17 protein-coding genes and 1 riboswitch are annotated in these 22487 nt (G+C 71.6%); of the genes, 13 read left to right on the forward strand and 4 right to left on the reverse strand.

Annotation, left to right across the window (positions count from 1 at the left end):
* The first annotated feature begins 362 nt into the window (after positions 1-362).
* Together ACFXKG_RS36545 and ACFXKG_RS36550 are read left to right on the forward strand one after the other, a co-directional pair.
* A complete protein-coding gene (locus tag ACFXKG_RS36545; protein ID WP_384848401.1) occupies positions 363-1904 on the forward strand; it encodes an RNA polymerase sigma factor in 1542 nt (513 codons plus the stop codon).
* Between the two features lie 234 nt (positions 1905-2138).
* Positions 2139-2996 (forward strand): serine protease, encoded by an 858-nt coding sequence (locus tag ACFXKG_RS36550; RefSeq protein ID WP_384848404.1) that lies wholly within the window; start codon positions 2139-2141, stop codon positions 2994-2996.
* 173 nt (positions 2997-3169) lie between these two features.
* Here ACFXKG_RS36550 and ACFXKG_RS36555 read toward each other — a convergent pair whose 3' ends face one another.
* Positions 3170-3400 carry a hypothetical protein gene (locus ACFXKG_RS36555; RefSeq protein WP_114662714.1) on the reverse strand — a complete coding sequence of 77 codons (231 nt, stop codon included), beginning with the start codon at positions 3398-3400 and terminating at the stop codon, positions 3170-3172.
* A gap of 459 nt (positions 3401-3859) precedes the next feature.
* Here ACFXKG_RS36555 and ACFXKG_RS36560 point away from each other — a divergent pair, with 459 nt between their 5' ends.
* The 6 genes from ACFXKG_RS36560 (at position 3860) to ACFXKG_RS36585 (ending at position 10906) form a co-directional block, all read left to right on the forward strand.
* Positions 3860-5983, forward strand: coding sequence for a type IIA DNA topoisomerase subunit B (locus ACFXKG_RS36560; RefSeq protein WP_384848407.1), 2124 nt, complete (start codon positions 3860-3862; stop codon positions 5981-5983).
* 162 nt (positions 5984-6145) lie between these two features.
* Complete coding sequence (locus tag ACFXKG_RS36565; protein WP_384848479.1) at positions 6146-6709, forward strand: DUF1453 domain-containing protein; 564 nt, start codon at positions 6146-6148, stop codon at positions 6707-6709.
* Positions 6706-7971 (forward strand): sensor histidine kinase, encoded by a 1266-nt coding sequence (locus ACFXKG_RS36570; protein WP_384848410.1) that lies wholly within the window; start codon positions 6706-6708, stop codon positions 7969-7971. Before ACFXKG_RS36565 ends, ACFXKG_RS36570 begins: the two co-directional genes overlap by 4 nt.
* Positions 7968-8639: a response regulator gene (locus ACFXKG_RS36575; RefSeq protein WP_384848413.1), complete on the forward strand. Its 672-nt coding sequence runs from the start codon at positions 7968-7970 to the stop codon at positions 8637-8639. The genes ACFXKG_RS36570 and ACFXKG_RS36575 overlap by 4 nt, the downstream gene beginning before the upstream one ends.
* A gap of 99 nt (positions 8640-8738) precedes the next feature.
* Positions 8739-9311, forward strand: a complete 573-nt coding sequence (locus tag ACFXKG_RS36580) for a DUF485 domain-containing protein (protein WP_384848416.1) — start codon at positions 8739-8741, stop codon at positions 9309-9311.
* On the forward strand, positions 9308-10906 hold the full coding sequence (locus tag ACFXKG_RS36585) for a cation acetate symporter (RefSeq protein ID WP_384848419.1): 1599 nt from the start codon (positions 9308-9310) through the stop codon (positions 10904-10906). Before ACFXKG_RS36580 ends, ACFXKG_RS36585 begins: the two co-directional genes overlap by 4 nt.
* 63 nt (positions 10907-10969) lie before the next feature.
* On the opposite strand, the gene ACFXKG_RS36590 is transcribed toward ACFXKG_RS36585, so the two are convergent.
* Both ACFXKG_RS36590 and ACFXKG_RS36595 read right to left on the reverse strand, forming a co-directional pair.
* Positions 10970-11647 (reverse strand): response regulator, encoded by a 678-nt coding sequence (locus ACFXKG_RS36590; RefSeq protein WP_384848422.1) that lies wholly within the window; start codon positions 11645-11647, stop codon positions 10970-10972.
* The gene (locus ACFXKG_RS36595; RefSeq protein ID WP_384848425.1) at positions 11644-13374 is read right to left on the reverse strand and encodes an ATP-binding protein; all 1731 of its coding nucleotides are present in this window, start codon (positions 13372-13374) and stop codon (positions 11644-11646) included. The genes ACFXKG_RS36590 and ACFXKG_RS36595 overlap by 4 nt, the downstream gene beginning before the upstream one ends.
* Positions 13375-13560: 186 nt before the next feature.
* Between ACFXKG_RS36595 and ACFXKG_RS36600 the strand changes: the two genes are divergently transcribed.
* The gene (locus tag ACFXKG_RS36600; RefSeq protein WP_384848428.1) at positions 13561-14745 is read left to right on the forward strand and encodes a CobW family GTP-binding protein; all 1185 of its coding nucleotides are present in this window, start codon (positions 13561-13563) and stop codon (positions 14743-14745) included.
* 17 nt (positions 14746-14762) lie between these two features.
* Here ACFXKG_RS36600 and ACFXKG_RS36605 read toward each other — a convergent pair whose 3' ends face one another.
* On the reverse strand, positions 14763-17210 hold the full coding sequence (locus ACFXKG_RS36605) for a DNA topoisomerase (ATP-hydrolyzing) subunit A (RefSeq protein ID WP_384848431.1): 2448 nt from the start codon (positions 17208-17210) through the stop codon (positions 14763-14765).
* 226 nt (positions 17211-17436) lie between these two features.
* Between ACFXKG_RS36605 and ACFXKG_RS36610 the strand changes: the two genes are divergently transcribed.
* The 4 genes from ACFXKG_RS36610 (at position 17437) to ACFXKG_RS36625 (ending at position 22296) form a co-directional block, all read left to right on the forward strand.
* Positions 17437-18804: a M16 family metallopeptidase gene (locus ACFXKG_RS36610; protein WP_384848434.1), complete on the forward strand. Its 1368-nt coding sequence runs from the start codon at positions 17437-17439 to the stop codon at positions 18802-18804.
* A 17-nt stretch (positions 18805-18821) separates the two neighbouring features.
* Complete coding sequence (locus ACFXKG_RS36615; RefSeq protein WP_384848482.1) at positions 18822-20204, forward strand: M16 family metallopeptidase; 1383 nt, start codon at positions 18822-18824, stop codon at positions 20202-20204.
* A 208-nt stretch (positions 20205-20412) separates the two neighbouring features.
* Positions 20413-20574, forward strand: a riboswitch (cyclic di-AMP (ydaO/yuaA leader).
* Between the two features lie 12 nt (positions 20575-20586).
* Positions 20587-21381: a M23 family metallopeptidase gene (locus tag ACFXKG_RS36620; RefSeq protein WP_384848437.1), complete on the forward strand. Its 795-nt coding sequence runs from the start codon at positions 20587-20589 to the stop codon at positions 21379-21381.
* 219 nt (positions 21382-21600) lie between these two features.
* On the forward strand, positions 21601-22296 hold the full coding sequence (locus ACFXKG_RS36625; RefSeq protein WP_384848440.1) for a GntR family transcriptional regulator: 696 nt from the start codon (positions 21601-21603) through the stop codon (positions 22294-22296).
* Positions 22297-22487 lie beyond the last annotated feature (191 nt).

Here is a 22487-nt window from a genome sequence, read left to right on the forward strand (position 1 = left end):
CCACCGGCACCCACGGCCCCGACGGCACCGCCTGAACCGACGCCACACCGGCGTGGGGGGGGGCGCCCCGGCCCCCCCGCCCCCCCCCCCCACGACGGTGGGGTGGTGAATCCCGCTTCTGGCCGCTTTGCCGTAAATGGGGTGTGACTCGGGCCACGTGGATTGGGCGTAACACTCCTGATGGCAGGGCGATGACCTAAGAGGTGACAGCCGAGGAGGGAATACGACCGCCGCGTAGGGCGCTGTATTCACCTCTGAGGTCCAGCCCGCGCCGTCGGCGACATCCCCAGTCGACGGTCGTCGGCTCCGGCCCGATCATGGGCGGGGCCGGAAGCCGTTTCCATCGTTCCGAGAGGTTGTTCGTGTCGGCCAGCACATCCCGTACGCTCCCGCCGGAGATCGCCGAGTCCGAGTCTGTGATGGCGCTCATCGAGCGGGGAAAGGCTGATGGGCAGATCGCCGGCGATGACGTGCGTCGCGCCTTCGAGGCCGACCAGATTCCGCCAACCCAGTGGAAGAATGTTCTGCGCAGCCTCAACCAGATCCTCGAGGAAGAGGGTGTGACGCTGATGGTCAGTGCCGCGGAGTCGCCCAAGCGCACCCGCAAGAGCGTCGCAGCGAAGAGCCCGGTCAAGCGCACCGCCACCAAGACTGTCGCGGCCAAGACGACCGTGACCAGGACTGTCGCGGCCACCGCCGCCCCGACGGCGGAGAGCGTCGCCGCCGACGACTCCGCCGCCCCCGCCAAGAAGGCGGCGGCGAAGAAGACCGTCGCGAAGAAGGCGACCGTCAAGAAGACCGCCGCCAAGAAGACGACGGCGAAGAAGACCACGGGCAAGAAGGACGCCGACGAGATCGTCGACGGCGAGGAGCCGACCGAGGAGATCCAGGCGGGGAAGGGCGAGGAGGAGGAGACCGAGGGCGAGAACAAGGGCTTCGTCCTCTCCGACGACGACGAGGACGACGCGCCCGCGCAGCAGGTCGCCGTCGCCGGTGCCACCGCCGACCCGGTCAAGGACTACCTCAAGCAGATCGGCAAGGTCCCGCTCCTCAACGCGGAGCAGGAGGTCGAGCTGGCCAAGCGCATCGAGGCCGGTCTCTTCGCCGAGGACAAGCTGGCCAACGCCGACAAGCTCGCGCCCAAGCTCAAGCGCGAGCTGGAGATCATCGCCGAGGACGGCCGCCGCGCCAAGAACCACCTGCTGGAGGCCAACCTCCGGCTGGTCGTCTCGCTGGCCAAGCGCTACACCGGTCGCGGCATGCTCTTCCTGGACCTGATCCAGGAGGGCAACCTCGGTCTGATCCGCGCGGTCGAGAAGTTCGACTACACCAAGGGCTACAAGTTCTCCACGTACGCCACCTGGTGGATCCGGCAGGCGATCACCCGCGCCATGGCCGACCAGGCCCGCACCATCCGTATCCCGGTGCACATGGTCGAGGTCATCAACAAGCTCGCGCGTGTGCAGCGCCAGATGCTCCAGGACCTGGGCCGCGAGCCCACCCCGGAGGAGCTGGCCAAGGAGCTCGACATGACCCCCGAGAAGGTCATCGAGGTCCAGAAGTACGGCCGCGAGCCGATCTCCCTGCACACCCCGCTGGGCGAGGACGGCGACAGCGAGTTCGGTGACCTCATCGAGGACTCCGAGGCGGTCGTCCCGGCCGACGCCGTGAGCTTCACGCTCCTCCAGGAGCAGCTCCACTCGGTGCTCGACACGCTCTCCGAGCGGGAGGCGGGCGTGGTCTCCATGCGCTTCGGCCTCACCGACGGCCAGCCCAAGACGCTGGACGAGATCGGCAAGGTCTACGGGGTGACGCGTGAGCGCATCCGCCAGATCGAGTCCAAGACGATGTCGAAGCTGCGCCACCCGTCCCGGTCGCAGGTGCTGCGCGATTACCTCGACTAGTACGACCTAGATTCGACCTAATCCGACCTGGTCCGCCTGTCCGCTTGGTCGGCCCCTCGCGGCTGGGCCCCTTACCCGGACCCTGGCGTGACGCGCCAGAGGGCGTGCGAAGCACGGACGAAGACCCGGATGCCACCGAGCATCCGGGTCTTCGTCCTGTGCGCGGGGGTGCGGGACCCGTCCGGGTGACTGACTCTGGGTAGATCATTGTCCACCGGAGAGTCAGGAGCCTGTATGCGTCGTTTCCTTGCCCGCGTGCTGACCGGAGGTCTGGCCGTGGCCGCCGCGGGGGCCCTCGCGGCGCTCGGCGCGCCCGCTTCCGCCACCGCCGGCAGCGTGATCATCGGAGGGCAGCAGGTCCGGGCCGAGGACAATCCCTGGGTCGTCGCCCTCTCCAGCCGTGACCGGTTCGGGGGTACGCGGGCGGGCCAGTTCTGCGGGGGCGTGGTGGTGGCCCCGACGAAAGTGCTCACCGCCGCCCACTGCATGGGCCGGGACGTGCTCGGCACCTCCCCGGACTCCGTAAGGGACCTGCGGGTGATCGCCGGGCGTGCGGGGCTGCGCGGCACGGGCGGCCAGGAGGTGCCCGTACGCTCCGTCCTGGTCGACCCGGCGTACGACGCGGGGACGAACGCGGCGGACCTCGCGGTGCTGACCCTGTCGCGGGCCCTGCCCGCGGCCTACGCGATCCGGCCTGCGGAGCGGAGGGATCCGGCCACCGCGCCGGGTACCGCCGCCGCGGTCTTCGGCTGGGGCGACACGACGGGCGGCGGCGCATACGCGAGCGCGCTGCGCTCGGCGCCCGTGAGGGTCCTCGCGGACCGGGAGTGCGAGCGGGCCTATCCGGGCGGCTCAGGGAGCCCTGGGGGCCGTTACGAGGCCACCACGATGCTCTGCGCGGGTGACCCCGCGGGAGGGCACGACGCGTGCCAGGGCGACAGCGGCGGGCCGCTGGTGGCGGAGGGGCGGCTCATCGGGCTCGTCTCCTGGGGCAGCGGCTGCGGACGGGCGGGGAGCCCCGGGGTCTACACCCGGGTCAGCACGGCCGTGGGCCCGGTCGCCGACGCCCTCGCGACCCGAGGGGCCGGCTGACGGAAGGCGGGCGGAAGGGGCCGAAAGGTAGGCGGAAGGGGCCGGAAGGCGGGCTGGAGACAGGAGCCCGGGCGGAGGCACGAGAACGGGCGGCCACCCCGCGCTGCTGCGGGGTGGCCGCCCATCGGCCGGTCAGCTGTCCGGCCCTTGGCTCGTCGTGTGGATGCGAGGTGTCAGCGTTCCTCTTCACCACCGCCGGCCGGTACGGCCGTCAGTCGGTCGGTCTCATCCTGTATTTCCGCGGCGATCTTCTTGAGTTCCGGCTCGAACTTGCGTCCGTGGTGGGCGCAGAAGAGCAGTTCACCACCGCTCGACAGAAGGACGCGCAGATAGGCCTGGGCGCCGCACCGGTCGCAGCGGTCAGCCGCCGTCAGGGGGCTCGCGGGGGTCAGAACAGTAGTCACGTCGCCTCTTCTCTAGCTCGACGAGCTGTCGTACCAGGGTCAACATCCAACCAGGCCGAAAACGTTCCCGCTCGCGGCTTTTCCTCGAAAAATTCTTCCGTCGTGGCTGGATGCTGGCGGTTGGCGGCGAATGAGCCGTATTGCATCGCTGGGCTTCGCACTACGGGTTTCGCGTTGCTTGCAGATTGTGGTCAGGGTCTGTGTCCTGCCCCGGCCGGCTTGCCGGTTGTTGATGAGGACGTGCCCGGAGCCTAAATGGTTCATGCCTGGAAGGGAACGTGATGTGTGCTTCACTCCCACGAGGGATCGAACACGCATGCGACCTTGGACTAGCATGAGAAATTCGCGAGGGTGGCGTGACAACGGCTCTACCAGGGCTCTGTACCCTCTGACCGGTGACAGACGCCGGGCCTTTACCCCACGGGGCCACATCTCAAATTCAGCGAGGAGCGAACCCGCGTGACCGCCGATACGTCCGTGCCGTCCACAGCGCTGCTGACAGCAGACCGTGACGGCTCCAACTACACCGCGCGGCACCTGCTCGTCCTTGAAGGACTCGAAGCGGTCCGCAAGCGCCCCGGAATGTACATCGGGTCGACCGACAGCCGCGGCCTCATGCACTGCCTCTGGGAAATCATCGACAACTCCGTCGACGAGGCCCTCGGCGGATACTGCGACCACATTGACGTGATCCTCCACGAGGACGGCTCGGTCGAGGTCAAGGACAACGGCCGGGGCATCCCCGTCGACGTCGAGCCCAAGACGGGGCTCTCCGGCATCGAGGTCGTGATGACCAAGCTGCACGCGGGCGGCAAGTTCGGCGGCGGCTCGTACGCCGCGTCGGGCGGTCTGCACGGCGTGGGCGCCTCCGTCGTCAACGCGCTCTCCGCCCGTCTCGACGTCGAGGTGGACCGCAACGGCTCCACCCACGCGATCAGTTTCCGGCGCGGTGTCCCCGGAATGTTCACCGAGCAGGGCCCCGACAGCCCCTTCGACCCCGCGAACGGGCTGCGCAAGGCGAAGCGGGTGCCCAAGACCCGTATCGGCACCCGCGTGCGCTACTGGGCCGACCGGCAGATCTTCCTCAAGGACGCCAAGCTCTCCCTGGAGACGCTGCACCAGCGCGCCCGCCAGACCGCCTTCCTGGTCCCCGGGCTGACCATCGTCGTCAGGGACGAGCGGGGCGTCGGCGAGAGCGAGGGCGGCCCGGTCGAGGACACCTTCCGCTTCGACGGCGGCATCAGCGAGTTCTGCGAGTACCTGGCGCAGGACAAGGCCGTCTGCGATGTGCTGCGCCTCACCGGCCAGGGCACCTTCAAGGAGACCGTGCCGGTCCTGGACGACCGGGGCCACATGACCCCCACCGAGGTCACCCGCGAGCTGGGCGTCGACGTCGCCCTGCGCTGGGGCACCGGGTACGACACCACGGTCAAGTCCTTCGTCAACATCATCGCCACCCCCAAGGGCGGCACCCATGTGAGCGGGTTCGAGCGCTCGCTGACCAGGACGGTCAACGAGGTGCTGCGTTCGGCCAAGATGCTGCGCGTCGCCGAGGACGACATCATCAAGGACGACGCCCTGGAAGGGCTCACCGCCGTGGTCACCGTGCGGCTCGCGGAGCCGCAGTTCGAGGGCCAGACCAAGGAGGTCCTCGGCACCTCCGCGGCCAACCGGATCGTCGCCAATGTCATCGCCAAGGAGCTCAAGGAGTTCCTGACGTCGACGAAGCGCGACGCGAAGGCACAGGCCCGCGCCGTCCTGGAGAAGGCGGTCGCCGCCGCCCGCACCCGGATCGCGGCCCGCCAGCACAAGGACGCGCAGCGCAGGAAGACGGCGCTGGAGTCCTCCTCGCTGCCGGCCAAGCTCGCCGACTGCCGCAGCGACGACGTGGACCGCAGCGAGCTGTTCATCGTGGAAGGGGACTCCGCGCTCGGCACGGCGAAGCTCGCCAGGAACAGCGAGTTCCAGGCGCTGCTCCCGATCCGGGGCAAGATCCTCAACGTCCAGAAGGCGTCCGTCACGGACATGCTCAAGAACGCCGAGTGCGGAGCGATCATCCAGGTCATAGGGGCGGGCTCGGGCCGGACCTTCGACATCGACGCCGCCCGCTACGGCAAGATCGTGCTCCTCGTCGACGCCGATGTCGACGGCGCCCATATCCGCATCCTGCTGCTCACGCTCTTCCAGCGGTACATGCGGCCGATGGTGGAGGCGGGCCGCGTCTACGCCGCCGTACCGCCGCTGCACCGGATCGAGCTGGTCCAGCCCAAGAAGGGCCAGGACAAGTACGTGTACACGTACTCGGACAACGAGCTGCGCCAGACACTGCTGGAGTACCAGCGGAAGAACATCCGGTTCAAGGACTCCATCCAGCGCTACAAGGGCCTCGGTGAGATGGACGCCGACCAGCTCGCGGAGACGACGATGGACCCGCGCCACCGCACCCTGCGGCGGATCAACATCGGCGACCTGGAGTCGTCCGAGCAGATCTTCGACCTGCTGATGGGCAACGAGGTCGCGCCCCGCAAGGAGTTCATCACCAGCTCCGCCGCGACCCTGGACCGCTCGCGCATCGACGCCTGACCGGCGCCGCTCGGGACGCCGCCCGGGAAACGGCCTCCACCCACGGGTGGAGGCCGTGCCTCCACCCGTGATCAACCCCCGAGCCGATGCTGTGACCTGGGCTTTCTCCGTAACGTCGAGGGCGTTGAACTTCCTCGTCCCCGGAGGCCCCCGATGCCGTCCCTGTCGTCCCTGAGCGACGTGCTCCTGATCGCCGCCGTGGTCGTTCTGGTGGTGGCACGCCAGTTCAGGGCCCAGCGGGTGGCCGCGGGCGGGCGCCGCCCGTACGTGCTGCCGGCCGTGCTGGTCCTCCTCGCCCTGCGCCAGCCCGGACTGCTCGGCGCGCACGACCGGCCGCTGTCCCTGGCGCTGCTCGGCGTCGAGCTGGTGGTGGGCGTGGTGATGGGGGCCGGCTGGGCCTGGACCAGCCGGCTCTGGACCGAGCCGGACGGCACGGTCTGGTCGAAGGGCACCCGGGCCACCCTCGCCGTCTGGGGCGCCGGTATCGCCGTACGCCTCGGGCTGATGGGCGCCGGCGCCCTGCTGGGGGTCCACCAGGGCAGCGGCGCGCTGATGCTCTCGCTCGCCGCGTCCGTGCTGGTCCGCCAGGCGACCCTGACCTGGCGGGTCCGTACCGCCGCCGCGGCGGCCGGAGGCGACGGGTCCCGGGGCGAGGGTACGTCGTCCGGCGGGGGAGCGCCGTACGGTGGCGGCGTGGCCTCCGCGCCGTGGAAGGACCGTGTGTGACGACCGACGCCTGGACGAAATGGCCCTCGCGGGAGGCGCTCTCCCGTGAGGGCCTGACCGATGCCCGCCGGTGGCTGGCCCGTTCCGTACGCGCCGTGCTGCTGGCCGGGCTCCTGTGGTCCACTTTCAGCCAGCGCCATGTCGCCGGCTGGGCGGCGGTCGTCGCCGTCGCCGCGCTCGGGGCCGTGGGCTTCTGCGGCTGGGCCTTCTACCGCACCACGCTGCGCCACGACCTCTGGCCCTCCCTCGGCCTGCTGGTGGTGCTGATGGGCGCGGCCCTCGCGGCGCAGGGCTCCGGGTTCGCCATCGCGGCCACCGTGCTCTGGTGCGCCTGCGCCGTCACCGGCATGGAACGGCTGCCGCTCGCCGCCGCCCTGCCCGTCACGCTCGTCGCGCTCGGCGGCTACACGGCCCTCCATCACGACGCGTGGCTGAACCTCGCGCTCACCACCGGTGGTCTGCTGCTCGGCGGCTACGTCCTGCGGCTCGATGCGGAGGCCCGCGGCACCGCGCAGCGGCTGCTCGCGCAGGAGCGGGCCGCCCGCGCCGCGGAGGCCGAGTCCGCCGCCCTCGCGGAGCGGGCCAGGATCGCCCGGGACATCCACGACGTCCTGGCGCACAGCCTCTCCGCGCAGCTCGTGCACCTGGAGGCGGCGCGGCTGCGGATCGACCAGGAACCGCCCGGCCCGTTCCGTGACCAGATCCTGGAACGGGTCGTCGCCGCGCGCTCCATGGCCCGCGAAGGGCTGGCCGAGACCCGGCAGGCGCTCTCCGCGCTCCGCGGCGAGATGGCGCCCCTCGGGGAGTACCTCCGCGAGCTGGCCGCGCTGGACGGCGCCGAGGTCGAGATCGCGGGGGAGCCGAGAGCGCTGCGCGCCGAGGCGTCCCAGACGGTGCGCCGGGTCGCCCAGGAGGCGCTGACCAACGTACGCAAGCACGCGCCCGGCGCACGGGTGCGGATCCTGCTGACGTACGGCACGGACGACGTGACCCTGGACGTACGGAACTACGGTGGCCGGGGCCGGGAGGCGGACCCGGGCGGCCTGCGGGCGTCCGGCTCCGGATACGGTCTGCTGGGGATGCGGGAGCGTGCCGAACTGCTCGGCGGCACACTGGAGACCGGCCATGAGGGCCCCGGGAAGGAAGACCCCGGGAAGTCCGGCTCCGAAGAGTCGGGCGGCTCCGGGAAGTCCGGCGGCCCCGGGAAGTCCGGCGGCTTCGAGGAGAGAGGCTTCAGCGTGCGTCTGCGAGTGCCCGCATGACGGCCCGGGTGATCGTGGCCGACGACCAGTCCGTGGTGCGCGAGGGCATCGTCATGCTGCTGGGGCTGCTGCCCGGCATCGAGGTCGTCGGCGCGGCGCGGGACGGCGAGGAGGCCGTGGCCCTGGTCGCCGAACTCGCCCCCGACGTGGTCCTGATGGACCTGCGGATGCCGCACTGCGACGGGGTGGAGGCCACCCGCCGGATCCGTACCGAGCACCCGGGTACCCAGGTCGTCGTCCTCACGACGTACGCCGACGACGACTCGCTGTTCGCCGCGCTCCAGGCCGGCGCCCGCGGCTATCTCACCAAGGACGCGCAGGGCGAGGAGATCGTCCGGGCCGTCGACGACGTGCTGGCCGGGCAGGCGGGTCTCGCCCCCGCCGTGCAGCGCAGGCTGCTGGAGCACGTCACGGCCCCGCCCGCCGTGGCGCCGTCCCCCGCCGAGCTGCCCGACGGACTGACGGCACGGGAGGCCGAGGTGCTCACGCTGGTCGCCGAGGGCCTCTCCAACAAGGAGATCGCCGGGCGGCTGCATATCGGCTCGGCCACGGTGAAGACCCACATCAACAACCTCTTCGCCAAGACCGGGGTACGCGACCGCGCTCAGGCCGTGCGATACGCCTATCAACGCGGACTCATCCCGCCACCCGGGACAACCATCACCTGATGGGGTGAAAACGGCGGAGAGACCGGCGGTCGGTCGCCGTGCTCCGACCATCCTTGCCTACGCGCGCCGAAACGGTTCGCTGACAAGGAGAGTTGACCGGTGGAGAAGCAGGAAGGGCGCGACGCCGCAGCGGTGCGGCTCGACGACCCGTGGTACGACGCGCTGGCCTCGGACTGGGGCGACCCGGACGGTACGGGGACCGACCCGGCGGCCGGGGGCGCGCCTCCCGGAGCCGGGGCCCGTCCGGGGCCCGGGGGCGAGGCCGCAGGGGGCCGGCCCGTCGGCGACATCTACCGGGAGGTGCAGCGCGGCGCGGCCTTCCGGGAAGTACGCGGCCGGTACCGGAGGTTCGTCGTCCCGGCCACGCTCGCCTTCTTCGTCTGGTACGTCGCGTACGTCGTCGCGGCGACCGCGGCGCCGGGGCTGATGGCCCGGCCGGTGGCCGGCGCGGTGAACGTGGCGATGGCCGCGGGCCTCGGGCAGTTCCTCTCCACCTTCCTCCTCACCTGGGCGTACACCCGCCACGCCCGGCTGCACCGGGACCGCGCGGCGCTCGAACTGCGCTGGGCGGTCTTCGACCGGGAGCGCGCGGGGGAGGCCGGGACGAGCGGGGCGTCCGGGACCAATGGGGCGAGCAGGGCAGCCGGGGCGAGCGGGAGGGACGGGCGATGAGCGGTGACCACCAGACCCTGGCCCTGCTGCTGTTCAGCGCGTTCGTCGCGGTCACCCTCGGGATCACCACCTGGGTGAGCCGCCACCGCCACGGCACCGCCGAGGAGTTCTACGCGGGCGGCCGGCTCTTCTCGCCCATGGAGAACGGGTTCGCGATAGCCGGCGACTACATGTCCGCCGCCTCGTTCCTCGGTATCTCGGGGCTGATCGCCCTCTTCGGCTACGACGGCATGCTCTACTCGGTGGGCTTCCTCGTCGCCTGGCTGGTCGTGCTCTTCCTCGTCGCCGAACTCGTCCGTAACTGCGGCCGGTTCACCCTCGCCGACGTCGTCGCGTCCAGGATGGCCGAACGGCCCGTCCGGATCGCGGCCGGCACCTCCTCCGTCACCGTCTCCGTGCTCTACCTCGTGGCGCAGATGGTCGGCGCGGGGAGCCTGGTCGCGCTGCTCCTCGGCGGTACGGGCGGCGCCGTGCGGACCTGGACCGTGGTCGGTGTGGGCGCGCTGATGGTCGTCTACGTCACGCTCGGCGGGATGCGCGCCACGACCTGGATCCAGATCGTCAAGGCGGTCCTGCTCATGGCCGGCGCCGGTGCGCTGACCGTCCTGGTCCTGGTCCGCTTCCACGGGGACGTCAACGCCCTGCTGACCACGGCCGCCGCCCACAGCGGCCACGGCGGCGACTTCCTCGTCCCCGGGCTGAAGTACGGCGGCGACTGGACCGCGCGCCTCGACTTCATCAGCCTGGGGCTCGCCCTGGTCCTCGGCACCGCGGGGCTGCCGCACATCCTGTCGCGCTTCTACACCGTGCCGACCGCGCGGGCCGCCCGGCGCTCCGTGGTCTGGTCCATCGGCCTCATCGGCTGCTTCTACCTGATGACGATCGTGCTCGGCCTCGGCGCGGCGGCCCTCGTCGGCTCGGACGCGGTCCGCGCCTCCGGCGCCGCGGGGAACACCGCGGTACCGCTGCTGGCGCTCGAACTCGGCGGCGGCGCCGGTTCGACGGGCGGTACGGTCCTGTTCGCCGTGGTCGCCGCCGTCGCCTTCGCCACCATCCTCGCCGTCGTCGCGGGCATCACGCTCGCCTCCTCGGCCTCCGTCGCCCATGACCTGTACGCCTCCCTGCGGCGCCGGCGTCGCGGTGCGCCCCCACGCGGCGAAGTCGCGGTGGCCCGGGTCGCGGCGGCCGGTACGGGGGCCGTGGCCATCGCGCTCAGCCTGCTCGCGCGGGAGCTGAACGTCGCCTTCCTGGTGGGGCTCGCCTTCGCGGTCGCCGCCTCCGCCAATCTGCCGGTGCTGCTCTACTCGCTGTTCTGGCGCAACTTCACCACGCGCGGCGCGGTCTGGTCCGTCTACGGCGGGCTGATCCCGGCGCTCCTGCTGGTGGCGCTCTCGCCGGTGGTGTCGGGGAGCCCCGGGGCCGTCTTCCCGGGGGTCGACTTCCAGGTGTTCCCGCTGGAGAACCCGGGGCTGGTCTCGATCCCGCTGGGCTTCCTGGGCGGGTGGATCGGCACCGTCACCTCCAGCGAGCCGCCGGACCCGGCCCGGCACGCGGAGACCGAGGTCAGGTCCCTGACCGGCGCGGGAGCGGTCTGACGGGACCCGGTCCCGGCGCCGTCGACGGCCGCACGGGACCCGGTTCCGGTCCAGCCGCCGCCGTCAGACGCTCGCCGCCCACGCGTAGCGGTGCTCCGGGCGCCCCGTCTCGCCGTACCGCAGCGTCAGCCGGACCCGGCCCGACCGCTCCAGCAGCTTGAGATAGCGCTGGGCGGTCTGCCGGCTCATGCCCGCGTGCTCCGCGATCTCCTGCGCCGAGAGCGGCCCCTCGGCCTTCATCAGCACCTGGCGGATCAGCTCGGCGGTGGTGGGGGAGTGGCCTTTCGGGAGGGACGGGGCGGTCGCCGCGGAGAGCGCCCCGAACATCCGGTCCACCTCCGACTGCTCCGCCTCACCGCCGTTCTCCAGGGTGCGGCGGAGCGTCGCGTACGCCTCCAGCTTGGCCCGCAGCCCGGCGAAATTGAACGGTTTGACCAGATACTGGAGCGCCCCGTGGCGCATCGCCGCCTGGACGGTGGCGACATCGCGCGCCGCCGTCACCATGATCACGTCGGTCTGGTGGCCGAGCCGCCGCAGCTCCCGGACCACCGCGAGCCCGTTCTCGTCCGGCAGGTAGTGATCGAGCAGGATCAGATCGACGGAGTGCTCGGAGATCCTGGTCAGCGCGTCGGCGGCGGAGTGGGCCTGGGCGACGACCCGGAAGCCGGCCACCTTGGCCACATAGGCCGTGTTGATGCGCGCGACGCGGACGTCGTCGTCCACGACCAGTACGTCGATCATCGTCTCTCCCCTGCGGTGGCCTGCTCCTGTGACGTGTCCACCGCCGTATCGGGTCCCCCGGGCGCCGTACCGGGCCCCACGAGCCCCTCCGGGCCTGTCCCGGTCAGCTCTCCGGCCTCGGTCAGCGCCTCCGGGAGGACGACCGTGAACTCCGCGCCGCCGTCCGCCGCCGCGCCCACCCGGGCGCTGCCGCCCTGCCGCTCCGCGAGCCTGCGGACCAGGGCGAGGCCGAGCCCGCGCCTGCCGTGGGCCGGCGGCTTCTTGGTCGACCAGCCCTCCGTGAAGACGAGGTCGCGCCGGTCCTCCGGGATGCCGGGGCCGCTGTCGGAGACCACCACCACGACGGTACGGCCCTCGGCGCGCAGCTCCACCCCGATGCGCGGCTCCGCGGAACCCACCGCCGCGTCCAGCGCGTTGTCGACCAGGTTGCCCACGATCGTGACCAGCCCCTGCGGGTCCACCAGCCGGTCGGGCAGCAGCGTGGCCGGGGCCAGCCGCAGCGAGACGCCGCGCTCGGCGGCGACCGTCGCCTTCCCGACCAGCAGGGCCGCGGGGAGAGGGTCGTGGATCCGTTCGGTGATCTGCTCGGCGGTCGCCCGGTGCACGCCGACCACCTCGGTGACGAACTCCACCGCCTCCTCGTGCAGCTCCAGCTCCAGCAGCCCGAGCAGCGTGTGCATCCGGTTCGCGTGCTCGTGGTCCTGGGCGCGCAGGGCGTCGATCAGCCCGCGGGTGGCGTCCAGCTCCCGGCCGAGCCGCTCCAGCTCGGTGCGGTCGCGCAGGGTGACGACGGCGCCCCCGTCGTCGGTGGGCATCCGGTTGGCGACCAGGACGCGGCTGCCCCGTACCGCGAGCAGGTCCTCGCCCCGTACGCGGCCGGTCAGCACCTCGGTGGTCCGGCCGTCGCCCAGCACCTCGGCGAGCGGCCGGCCCGTCGCGTCGGGACCGAGCCCCAGCAGCCGCTGCGCCTCATCGTTCATCAGCCGGATGCGGCCCGACCCGTCCAGCGCGACGACGCCCTCGCGCAGGCTGTGCAGCATGGCCTCGCGCTCGGTGAGCAGGGCCGAGATGTCGGAGAAGGCCAGGTCGTGGGTCTGGCGCTGGAGTCGCCGGGAGATCAGGTACGCGGCGAGCGCCCCGGCGGCCAGGGCGCCGCCCGCGTACGCGAGGAGCCCCGGGATCGCGGCGAGCAGCCGGTCGCGGACGCTGTCGTACGCGATGCCGACCGAGACGGCGCCGACGATCGTGCCGTGGCTGTCGCGCAGCGCCACCTTGCCCCGGGCGGAGCGGCCGAGCGTGCCGTTGTCGAGCTCCATGACGTCCTTGCCCGCGAGGGCGTCGCTGGGGTCGGTGGAGACGACCTTGCCGATCTCGTCGAGGTCGGTGTGCGACCAGCGCACCCCGCGCTTGTCCATGATCACCACGTACTCGGCGCCGGTGGCCCGTCTGATCCGCTCGGCCTCGGCCTGCACCGGCCCGCCGGCCGTCGGGCGGGTGGCCACCAGGTCCTCGGCGACCGGCACGGAGGCGGTGGTCTCGGCGATGGCGAGCGCGCGGCGCATCGCCTGGTCGTCCAGCTCGGCGCTGAAGGGGGCCAGGAAGAGGCCGGTGGCCAGCACGGTGACACCCGCGGCGATGGCGAGCTGCATCAGCAGCACCTGGGAGAAGACCCGGCGTGGCCAGCCGAATCGCCGTCGTCTGCCCCCGGTGCTCGGTCGGGCGCTCATGTACACGAACGGTAGAGGGCGCGGCGCGCTTTCCGAAATTTCGGCGGATTCGGCACCCGTGGGGTGGCCCGCAGCGCCCGTACCGCGCCCCGTGGCGCCCCTATCCTGGTGCGGGCGCCGGACCTCATGATCATCTGCCCGGCGGCCCGCTCCAGGACCCGACGACGCAGCACGGAGGCGCGACGCGTGAGCAGGAAGCAGATCCCGGTGGTCGTTCTCGCGGGCTTTCTGGGGTCGGGGAAGACGACCCTGCTCAACCATCTGCTGCGGCGCCGCGCCGGCAACCGGATCGCGGTGGTCGTCAACGACTTCGGGGCCATCGAGATCGACGCCATGACGGTCGCGGGACAGGTCGGTTCGACGGTCTCGCTCGGCAACGGCTGTCTGTGCTGCGCGGTCGACGCGAGCGAACTCGACGGCTATCTGGAGCGGCTGACCCGCCCGTCCGCGCGGATCGACCTGATCGTCATCGAGGCGAGCGGACTGGCCGAGCCGCAGGAACTCGTCCGCATGATCCTCGCCGGGGACAACCCGCACACGGTGTACGGGGGGCTGGTCGAGGTGGTGGACGCCGCCGAGTTCGACGCGACCCGCCGGCGCCATCCGGAGATCGACCGCCATCTCGCGATCGCCGATCTGGTGGTCCTCAACAAGACCGACCGGGTGGCGGAGGCGGACCACGCGCGGATCCTCGACGTCTTGGGGACGCTGGGCCCGGGGACACCGGTGGTCTCCGCGTCGTACGGCCGGATCGACCCGCAGCTGCTCTTCGACCCGGCCGTCCGGCCCGCCGAGGAGGAGAAGGCGCGCCAGCTCTCCTTCGAGGACCTGCGCTTCGAGGACCCGCACGGCGACGAGGACCACGCGGGCCACGGCGCGGCGGACGACACGGGCCACGGCGCGGGGCACGACACGGGCCACGGCGCGGGGCACGAGGGGCATCTGCACACGGCGTACGAGAGCGTGTCGTTCACCGCGACCGCCCCGATGCGCCCGCGCCGGCTGATGGCGTTCCTGGACTCCCGGCCCCCGGGGCTCTACCGGATCAAGGGGTACGTCGACTTCGGCGCGGGCGATCCGGACCACCGGTACGGGGTGCACGCGGTCGGCCGCTTCCTGCGCTTCCACCCGGAGCCCTGGGCGCGGGGGACGGAACGCGTCACCCAGCTCGTCCTCATCGGCTCGGGCATCGACGGGGACGCGCTGCTCAAGGAGCTGGCGGCGTGCCAGGAGACCCCGGCGGAGGCGGCCGGGGCACCGGTGGAGCAGCGTGACATGTGGGGCGTCCTGCGCTACGTACCGGACCCGTCCGAGGCCGAGAGCGCTTCGGGGGCCGGGTCCGCGGACCCGGCCCCCGAGAGCGGCTGGTAGGGCAGCGGCGACCGCCGTCAGTGCGCGGGCCCGGCCAGTACGTCGACCGCGGTCGTGAAGGGCGTGCCCGAACCGTCCCTGCGGGGGTCGGGCTCCGGCAGCCCGACCGGTGTGCCGTTCTTCTGCGCCGCGCGCGCCGGGCTCGCCCCCGCCCAGGCCAGGACCAGCATGTCCTCGCCCTTCAGGAACCGGTGGCAGCGCACTCCGCCCGTCGCCCTGCCCTTGCGCGGGTACTGGTCGAACGGCGTGAGCTTCGCCGTACGCACGGAGTCGTCCAGCGTGCCGTGCGATCCGGTGACCGTGAAGACCACCGCGTCCGCCGCCGGGTCGACCGCGGTGAACGAGATCACCGCGGCGTCGTCGGTGAGCTTGACGCCCGCCATGCCGCCCGCGGCCCGCCCCTGCGGCCGTACCTGCCCCGCCGGATAGCGCAGCAGCTGGGCGTCGGAGGTGATGAAGACGAGGTCCTCCTCGCCGGTACGCAGCTCGGCGCCGCCGATGACTCGGTCGCCCTCCTTGAGGGAGATGACCTCCAACTCGTCCTTGTTGGACGGGTAGTCCGGGACGACCCGCTTGACGACGCCCTGGAGCGTGCCGAGCGCGAGCCCCGGGGACGACTCGTCCAGCGTCGTCAGGCAGACCAGCTCCTCGCCGTCCTCCAGCGCCAGGAACTCCGCGACCGGCGCCCCGCCCGACAGGTTCGGCGTCGCGGCGGTGTCCGGGAGCCGCGGCAGGTCGATCACGGAGAGCCGCAGCAGCCGTCCCGCCGAGGTCACCGCGCCGACGTCGCCGCGTGCCGTCGCCGGCACGGCCGAGACGATCACGTCGTGCTTGACGCGCCGGCCCTCGCCCGCGTCCAGCGGCTGGCCGTTGGCCGTACGGGCCAGCAGCCCGGTGGAGGAGAGCAGCACGCGGCACGGGTCGTCGGCGACCTCCAGCGGCACCGAGGCCACCGAGGCGCCGGACTCCAGCAGCACCGTGCGGCGCGGGGTGCCGAACTTCTTGGCCACCGCGGCCAGTTCCGAGGAGACCAGCTTGCGCAGCTCGGCGTCCGAGTCCAGGATGCCCGTCAGCTCGTCGATCTCACCGTTGAGCCGGTCGCGCTCGCCCTCCAGCTCGATCCGGTCGAACCGGGTGAGCCGGCGCAGCGGCGTGTCCAGGATGTACTGCGTCTGGATCTCGCTGAGCGAGAAGCGCTCGATCAGCCGCTCCTTGGCCTGTGCCGAGTTGTCGCTCGACCTGATCAGCCGGATGACCTCGTCGATGTCGACGAGCGCGGTGAGCAGTCCCTCGACCAGATGAAGCCGGTCACGCCGCTTCGTCCTGCGGAACTCGCTGCGCCGGCGCACCACCGTGAACCGGTGGTCCAGATAGACCTCCAGCAGTTCCTTGAAGCCGAGCGTCAGCGGCTGGCCGTCCACCAGCGCCACATTGTTGATGCCGAAGGACTCCTCCAGCGGCGTGAGCTTGTAGAGCTGCTCCAGGACCGCTTCCGGCACGAAGCCGTTCTTGATCTCGATGACCAGGCGCAGGCCGTGCGAGCGGTCCGTGAGGTCCTTGACGTCGGCGATGCCCTGGAGCTTCTTCGCGGAGACCAGGTCCTTGATCTTCGCGATGACCTTCTCGGGGCCGACCGTGAAGGGCAGTTCCGTGACGACGATGCCCTTGCGGCGGGCGGTGACGTCCTCCACCGTCGCCGTCGACCGGATCTTGAAGGTGCCCCGGCCCTTCTCGTACGCGTCCTTGATGCCCGTCAGCCCGACGATCCGGCCGCCGGTCGGCAGGTCGGGACCGGGCACGAAACGCATCAGCGTCTCCAGGTCGGCGGCGGGGTGCTTGATGAGGTGACGGGCCGCCGCCACGACCTCGCCCAGGTTGTGCGGCGGCATGTTCGTCGCCATGCCGACCGCGATGCCGGTGGCCCCGTTGACCAGCAGGTTGGGGTACGCGGCCGGAAGTGTGACCGGTTCGCGCTCCTGACCGTCGTAATTCGGCTCGAAATCGACGGTGTCCTCGTCGATCGACTCGGTCATGAGCGACGTCGCGTCGGCCATCCGCGCCTCGGTGTACCGCATGGCGGCCGGCGGGTCGTCGTTCCCGAGGGAGCCGAAGTTGCCGTGGCCGTCCACCAGCGGCAGCCGCATAGAGAACGGCTGCGCCATGCGGACCATGGCGTCGTAGATGGACGCGTCCCCGTGCGGGTGGAGCTTGCCCATCACCTCACCGACGACGCGCGCGCACTTCACGTAACCGCGGTCGGGGCGCAGGCCCATCTCGTTCATCTGGTACACGATGCGGCGGTGTACCGGCTTCATGCCGTCCCGGGCGTCGGGCAGGGCCCGGGAGTAGATCACCGAGTACGCGTACTCAAGGAAGGAGCCCTGCATTTCATCGACCACGTCGATGTCGAGGATCTTCTCCTCGAAGTCCTCCGGCGGCGGGGTCTTGGTGCTGCGGCGGGCCATCGCGGCTGCGGCTCCTTCACAAGTTCTGTACGGCAACTTCTGGAACTGACGCGGACCATTGTGGACCGCGCCACTGACAACGCCGACCTCGACCCGTCGTTGGGACGGGAAGGGGCGCGTGTCGGAAGGGTGCCAGATCCCGGACCTGTTACGGGAACTTCGCCAGGTGTCGGCACGCTTGCATACAGTGGCAGGACTTCTCCATATCGCGATCGAAGGGACGTACATGCCCATGGGTCACACGGCCACAGCGCAGGCCGGCTCCGGCGGCCTGACAGCGACTGAGCACCGCCTGGCCAACGGCCTCCGCGTGGTGCTCTCCGAGGACCACCTGACCCCGGTCGCCGCGGTCTGCCTCTGGTACGACGTCGGCTCGCGCCACGAAGTCAAGGGCCGTACCGGCCTTGCCCACCTTTTCGAGCACCTGATGTTCCAGGGCTCGGCGCAGGTGTCCGGGAACGGCCACTTCGAGCTGGTGCAGGGGGCCGGCGGTTCCCTCAACGGCACCACCAGCTTCGAGCGCACCAACTACTTCGAGACCATGCCCGCCCACCAGCTCGAACTGGCGCTCTGGCTGGAAGCCGACCGGATGGGCTCCTTGCTCGCCGCGCTCGACGAGGAGTCCATGGAGAACCAGCGGGACGTCGTCAAGAACGAGCGCCGCCAGCGGTACGACAATGTGCCATACGGTACGGCCTTCGAACGACTGACCGCGCTCTCCTACCCCGAGGGCCACCCGTACCACCACACGCCGATCGGCTCGATGGCCGACCTGGACGCGGCCACCCTGGAGGACGCCCGCGCGTTCTTCCGTACGAACTACGCGCCGAACAACGCGGTGCTCTCCGTCGTCGGCGACATCGACCCCGAGCGCACCCTCGCCTGGATCGAGAAGTACTTCGGCTCCATCCCCTCCCACGACGGCAAGCAGCCGCCGCGCGACGGCACCCTCCCCGACACCATCGGCGAGCAGCTGCGCGAGGAGATCCTGGAGGAGGTCCCGGCCCGCGCGCTGATGGCCGCCTACCGGCTGCCGCACGACGGCGACCGCGCGTGCGACGCCGCCGACCTGGCGCTCACAGTCCTCGGCGGCGGCGAGTCCTCCCGCCTCCACAACCGGCTGGTACGGCGCGACCAGACCGCCGTCGCCGCGGGCTTCGGGCTGCTGCGGCTGGCGGGCGCCCCCTCGCTCGGCTGGCTGGACGTGAAGACGTCCGGCGGCGTCGAGGTCCCGGAGATCGAGACCGCCGTCGACGAGGAGCTGGCCCGGTTCGCCGCCGAGGGCCCCACCGCCGAGGAGATGGAGCGGGCCCAGGCCCAGCTCGAACGCGAATGGCTGGACCGGCTCGGCACGGTCGCGGGCCGCGCCGACGAACTGTGCCGGTTCGCCGTCCTGTTCGGCGACCCCCAGCTCGCGCTGAGCGCCGTCGACCGCGTCCTGGACATCACCGCGGACGAGGTCAGGGACGTCGCCGCGGCGCGACTGCGCCCCGACAACCGGGCGGTGCTGGTGTACGAACCGGTCACCCCCGACGACGTGGCGGACGCCGCCGACACCGCCGAGACCGACGAGCACGAGGGGACGGACCAGTGACCGACGCTGCCGTGACCATGGAGTTCCACCCGCGGCCGACCGCGGGCGAGGCCAAGCCCTGGGCCTTCCCGGCCCCCGGGCGCGCCATGCTCGACAACGGGCTGACGGTGCTGCGCTGCGACCGCCCGGGACAGCAGGTGGTGGCCGTCGAGATCAATCTCGACGCCCCGCTGGACGCCGAGCCCGAAGGACTCGACGGCATCGCCACGATCATGGCGCGGGCGCTCTCCGAGGGCACCGACAAGCACAGCGCCGAGGAGTTCGCCGCCGAGCTGGAGCGCTGCGGCGCCACCCTCGACGCGCACGCGGACCACCCGGGCCTGCGGGTCTCCCTGGAGGTCCCCGTCTCCCGGCTGCTCAAGGCGCTCGGTCTGCTCGCCGAGGCGCTGCGCGCCCCCGCCTTCGCCGACAGCGAGGTCGAACGGCTCGTACGGAACCGGCTCGACGAGATCCCGCACGAGACCGCCAACCCGGGCCGGCGTGCCGCCAAGCAGCTCTCCAAGGAGCTGTTCCCGGCCGCGCTGCGCATGTCCCGGCCGCGCCAGGGCACCGAGGAGACCGTGGCACGCATCGACGCCGCGGGCGTCCGCGCCTTCTACGAGGCGCACGTACGCCCCGCCACGGCCACCGCGGTCGTCGTCGGCGACCTCGCGGGCGTCGACCTGGACGGGATCCTCGCGGACACCCTCGGCGCCTGGACGGGCGACACGGCGGCGCCCCGGCCCGTACCGGCGATCACCGCCGACGACACCGGCCGCGTGGTCATCGTGGACCGCCCCGGCGCCGTCCAGACGCAGCTCCTGATCGGCCGGATCGGTGCCGACCGGCACGACCGTGTCTGGCCCGCGCAGGTGCTCGGCACGTACTGCCTGGGCGGCACGCTCACCTCCCGGCTCGACCGCGTCCTGCGCGAGGAGAAGGGCTACACCTACGGCGTACGCGCCTTCGGCCAGGTGCTGCGCTCCTCGGCGCCGTCCTCCCCGGACGGGGCGACGGGCGCCGCGATGCTCGCCATCAGCGGCTCCGTGGACACCGCGTCCACAGGACCGGCGCTCGACGACCTCTGGACGGTGCTGCGCACCCTCGCCGCCGAGGGGCTCACGGACGCCGAACGAGACGTGGCCGTGCAGAACCTGGTGGGCGTCGCGCCGCTCAAGTACGAGACGGCCGCCTCCGTCGCCGGCACGCTCGCCGACCAGGTCGAGCAGCACCTTCCGGACGACTTCCAGGCACAGCTCTACGCCCGGCTGGCCGAGACGGGCACGGTCGAGGCGACGGCCGCCGTCGTCAACGCCTTCCCGGTGGACCGGCTCGTCACCGTTCTGGTCGGCGACGCGGCGCAGATCAAGGAGCCGGTCGAGGCTCTGGGAATCGGTGAAGTGACGGTTGTCACAGGCTGATTCGTCTTGTGAAGGAACCCCGGCGACCGAGGTCGCCGGGGTTCTGCTTTATGTCCGCTTTGATGGAGAGAATGCCTGTCTGCCCTGTGGTGTGCGCTACAAAAAACCTTGTCTGTTTGGTTATTGAAAGACGGGCCGCTTAGCGTCGGTCCGGCTGTTCGCCGTTGCGCCGCATCCGTGGCACCGGGCAGCCATCGCCGAGTCCCCGTCAGATGCTGTGCCGCAGCCGGTGCAGCGGGGGAGCCGGGGACCCACGTCCCTGGGGTGAATCGGACGGCCTTCGCGGGCACACCGCGCGCGGAGGGGTCCGTAGGAGACCTTCCTGCTCCGAACCCGTCAGCTAACCCGGTAGGCGAGAGGGAAGGAAAGGACCAGCCACTCCATGGCGTTCACCCGTGCCACCGGGAAGCACCGCGCCCCGAACCGCATCACCTGCAAGGGCGCGAGCGCCGCCGGGTTCGCGACGCTGACCGCGACCGGCGTCATCGGCTCCCTCGCCTCCCCGGCCCTCGCCGCGGGCACCGGCGCCGAGGCGGTCTCGGAGACCGGCCTGACCCAGGTCATCGCCATCGGCGACGCCGTCGCCGGCGCGGTCGACGACCAGGCCGAGGCCCAGCGCCACGCAGCCGAGAAGGCCGAGCGGCTGAAGGCCGAGGCCAAGGCGCGCGCCGCCGCCAAGGCCGAGGCGGAGCGCAAGGCGGAGGCCCGCGCGAAGGAGCTGCGCGAGGAGCGGGAGCGTGCCGCACGGGCCGAGGAGCGCAAGCGGCTGAACACCTTCCAGCTCCCCGTCGCCGGCTCCTACGTCACCACCGGTTACCACACCGGCGGCTCCCTCTGGTCCTCCGGCAGCCACTCGGGCGTCGACTTCCGCGCCGCGTCCGGCACGCCGGTCGTGGCGGTCGGCACGGGCACCGTCGTCGAGGCCGGCTGGGGCGGCTCGTACGGCAACAACATCGTCCTCAGGATGGCGGACGGCACCTACACCCAGTACGGCCACCTCTCCTCGATCGGCGTCTCCGTCGGCCAGAGCGTCGCCGCGGGCGAGCGGATCGGGCTCTCGGGCGCCACCGGCAACGTCACGGGGCCGCACCTCCACTTCGAGGCCAGGACGAGCGCCGACTACGGCTCCGACATGGACCCGGTCGCCTACCTGCGCGCGCACGGCGTCGGGGTCTGACCGCTTTCCGTCCCCCCTCTCGCGTACCTCTCCGGGCCCGTCCGCACACGTCCCTCCGTCGCTCCCGGTCCCTCCCGCGTGCGGCTCTCCGCCTCCGCGCTGGCCAAAAGATATCCATGGATTCCGGGCACCCATCGGAAATTCGCGTTGGTTGCAATAGAGTCACGGAACAGGCGTCAATCGGCAGCGTTTCGCGCGGATTAAGGCGGAGGTTCGGACATGCGCATTCCGGCGCATTCGGTATGCACGGCTATTCGCGACGACATCGTCTCCGGACTGTTCGAGCGGGGCAGCCGGCTCACCGAGGAGCAGCTCGCGCGGCGCTACGGCGTCTCCCGCGTCCCGGTGCGCGAGGCGCTGCGCACGCTGGAGTCGGAAGGCTTCGTGACCACGCGCCGCCATGTCGGCGCGTGTGTGGCCGAACCCACGGAGCAGGAGGCCGCGGACCTGCTGGAGGTACGGCTGCTGCTGGAGCCGCTGGGAGCGGCGCGCGCCGCCCAGCGCCGCACGGAGGCCCACCTCAAGGTCCTCCGCGGCCTGGTCAGACTGGGCCAGGAGCGGGCCCGCAGGGGCCAGGGCGAGGATCTGCGCGCGCTGGGCGCCTGGTTCCACGAGACGCTCGCCCAGGCGTCCGGCAGCCCCGCGCTCACCTCGCTGCTCACCCAGCTGCGCCACAAGATCGCCTGGATGTACGTGGTCGAGCAGCCCAGTCACCCGGTGGAGTCCTGGGCGGAGCACGGCGCGATCGTGGACGCGGTGGCGCGCGGCGACGGCGAACGCGCGCGGGCGCTCACCACCCTGCACACGGAGCGCACCGTGGTGGTGCACCGGCTGCGCCGTCCCGACCGGGGGCGCGACCGGGAAAAGGTGAGGGCTTCGCAACATGCCGTAAACATCGCGAGCGCACGGCATTAACAATCGCGCCGTATACAAAGAGAAAGAAATAGGTGCGGCCTATTTTCTGCTGCCCGCGCGCAGCCGCCCGTACGAAAAGACGCCGCACCGAAATATGTGGCGCCGAAAGACTGCACCGAAAGACGGACCAAAAGACGGAGCGGTGGGGCGGCCGAATAGGCGGCCCCACCCACCCGAGGGGTCAAAAAAAA

The sequence above is a fragment of the Streptomyces sp. NPDC059255 genome, from assembly GCF_042752355.1.
Lineage (GTDB): Bacteria > Actinomycetota > Actinomycetes > Streptomycetales > Streptomycetaceae > Streptomyces.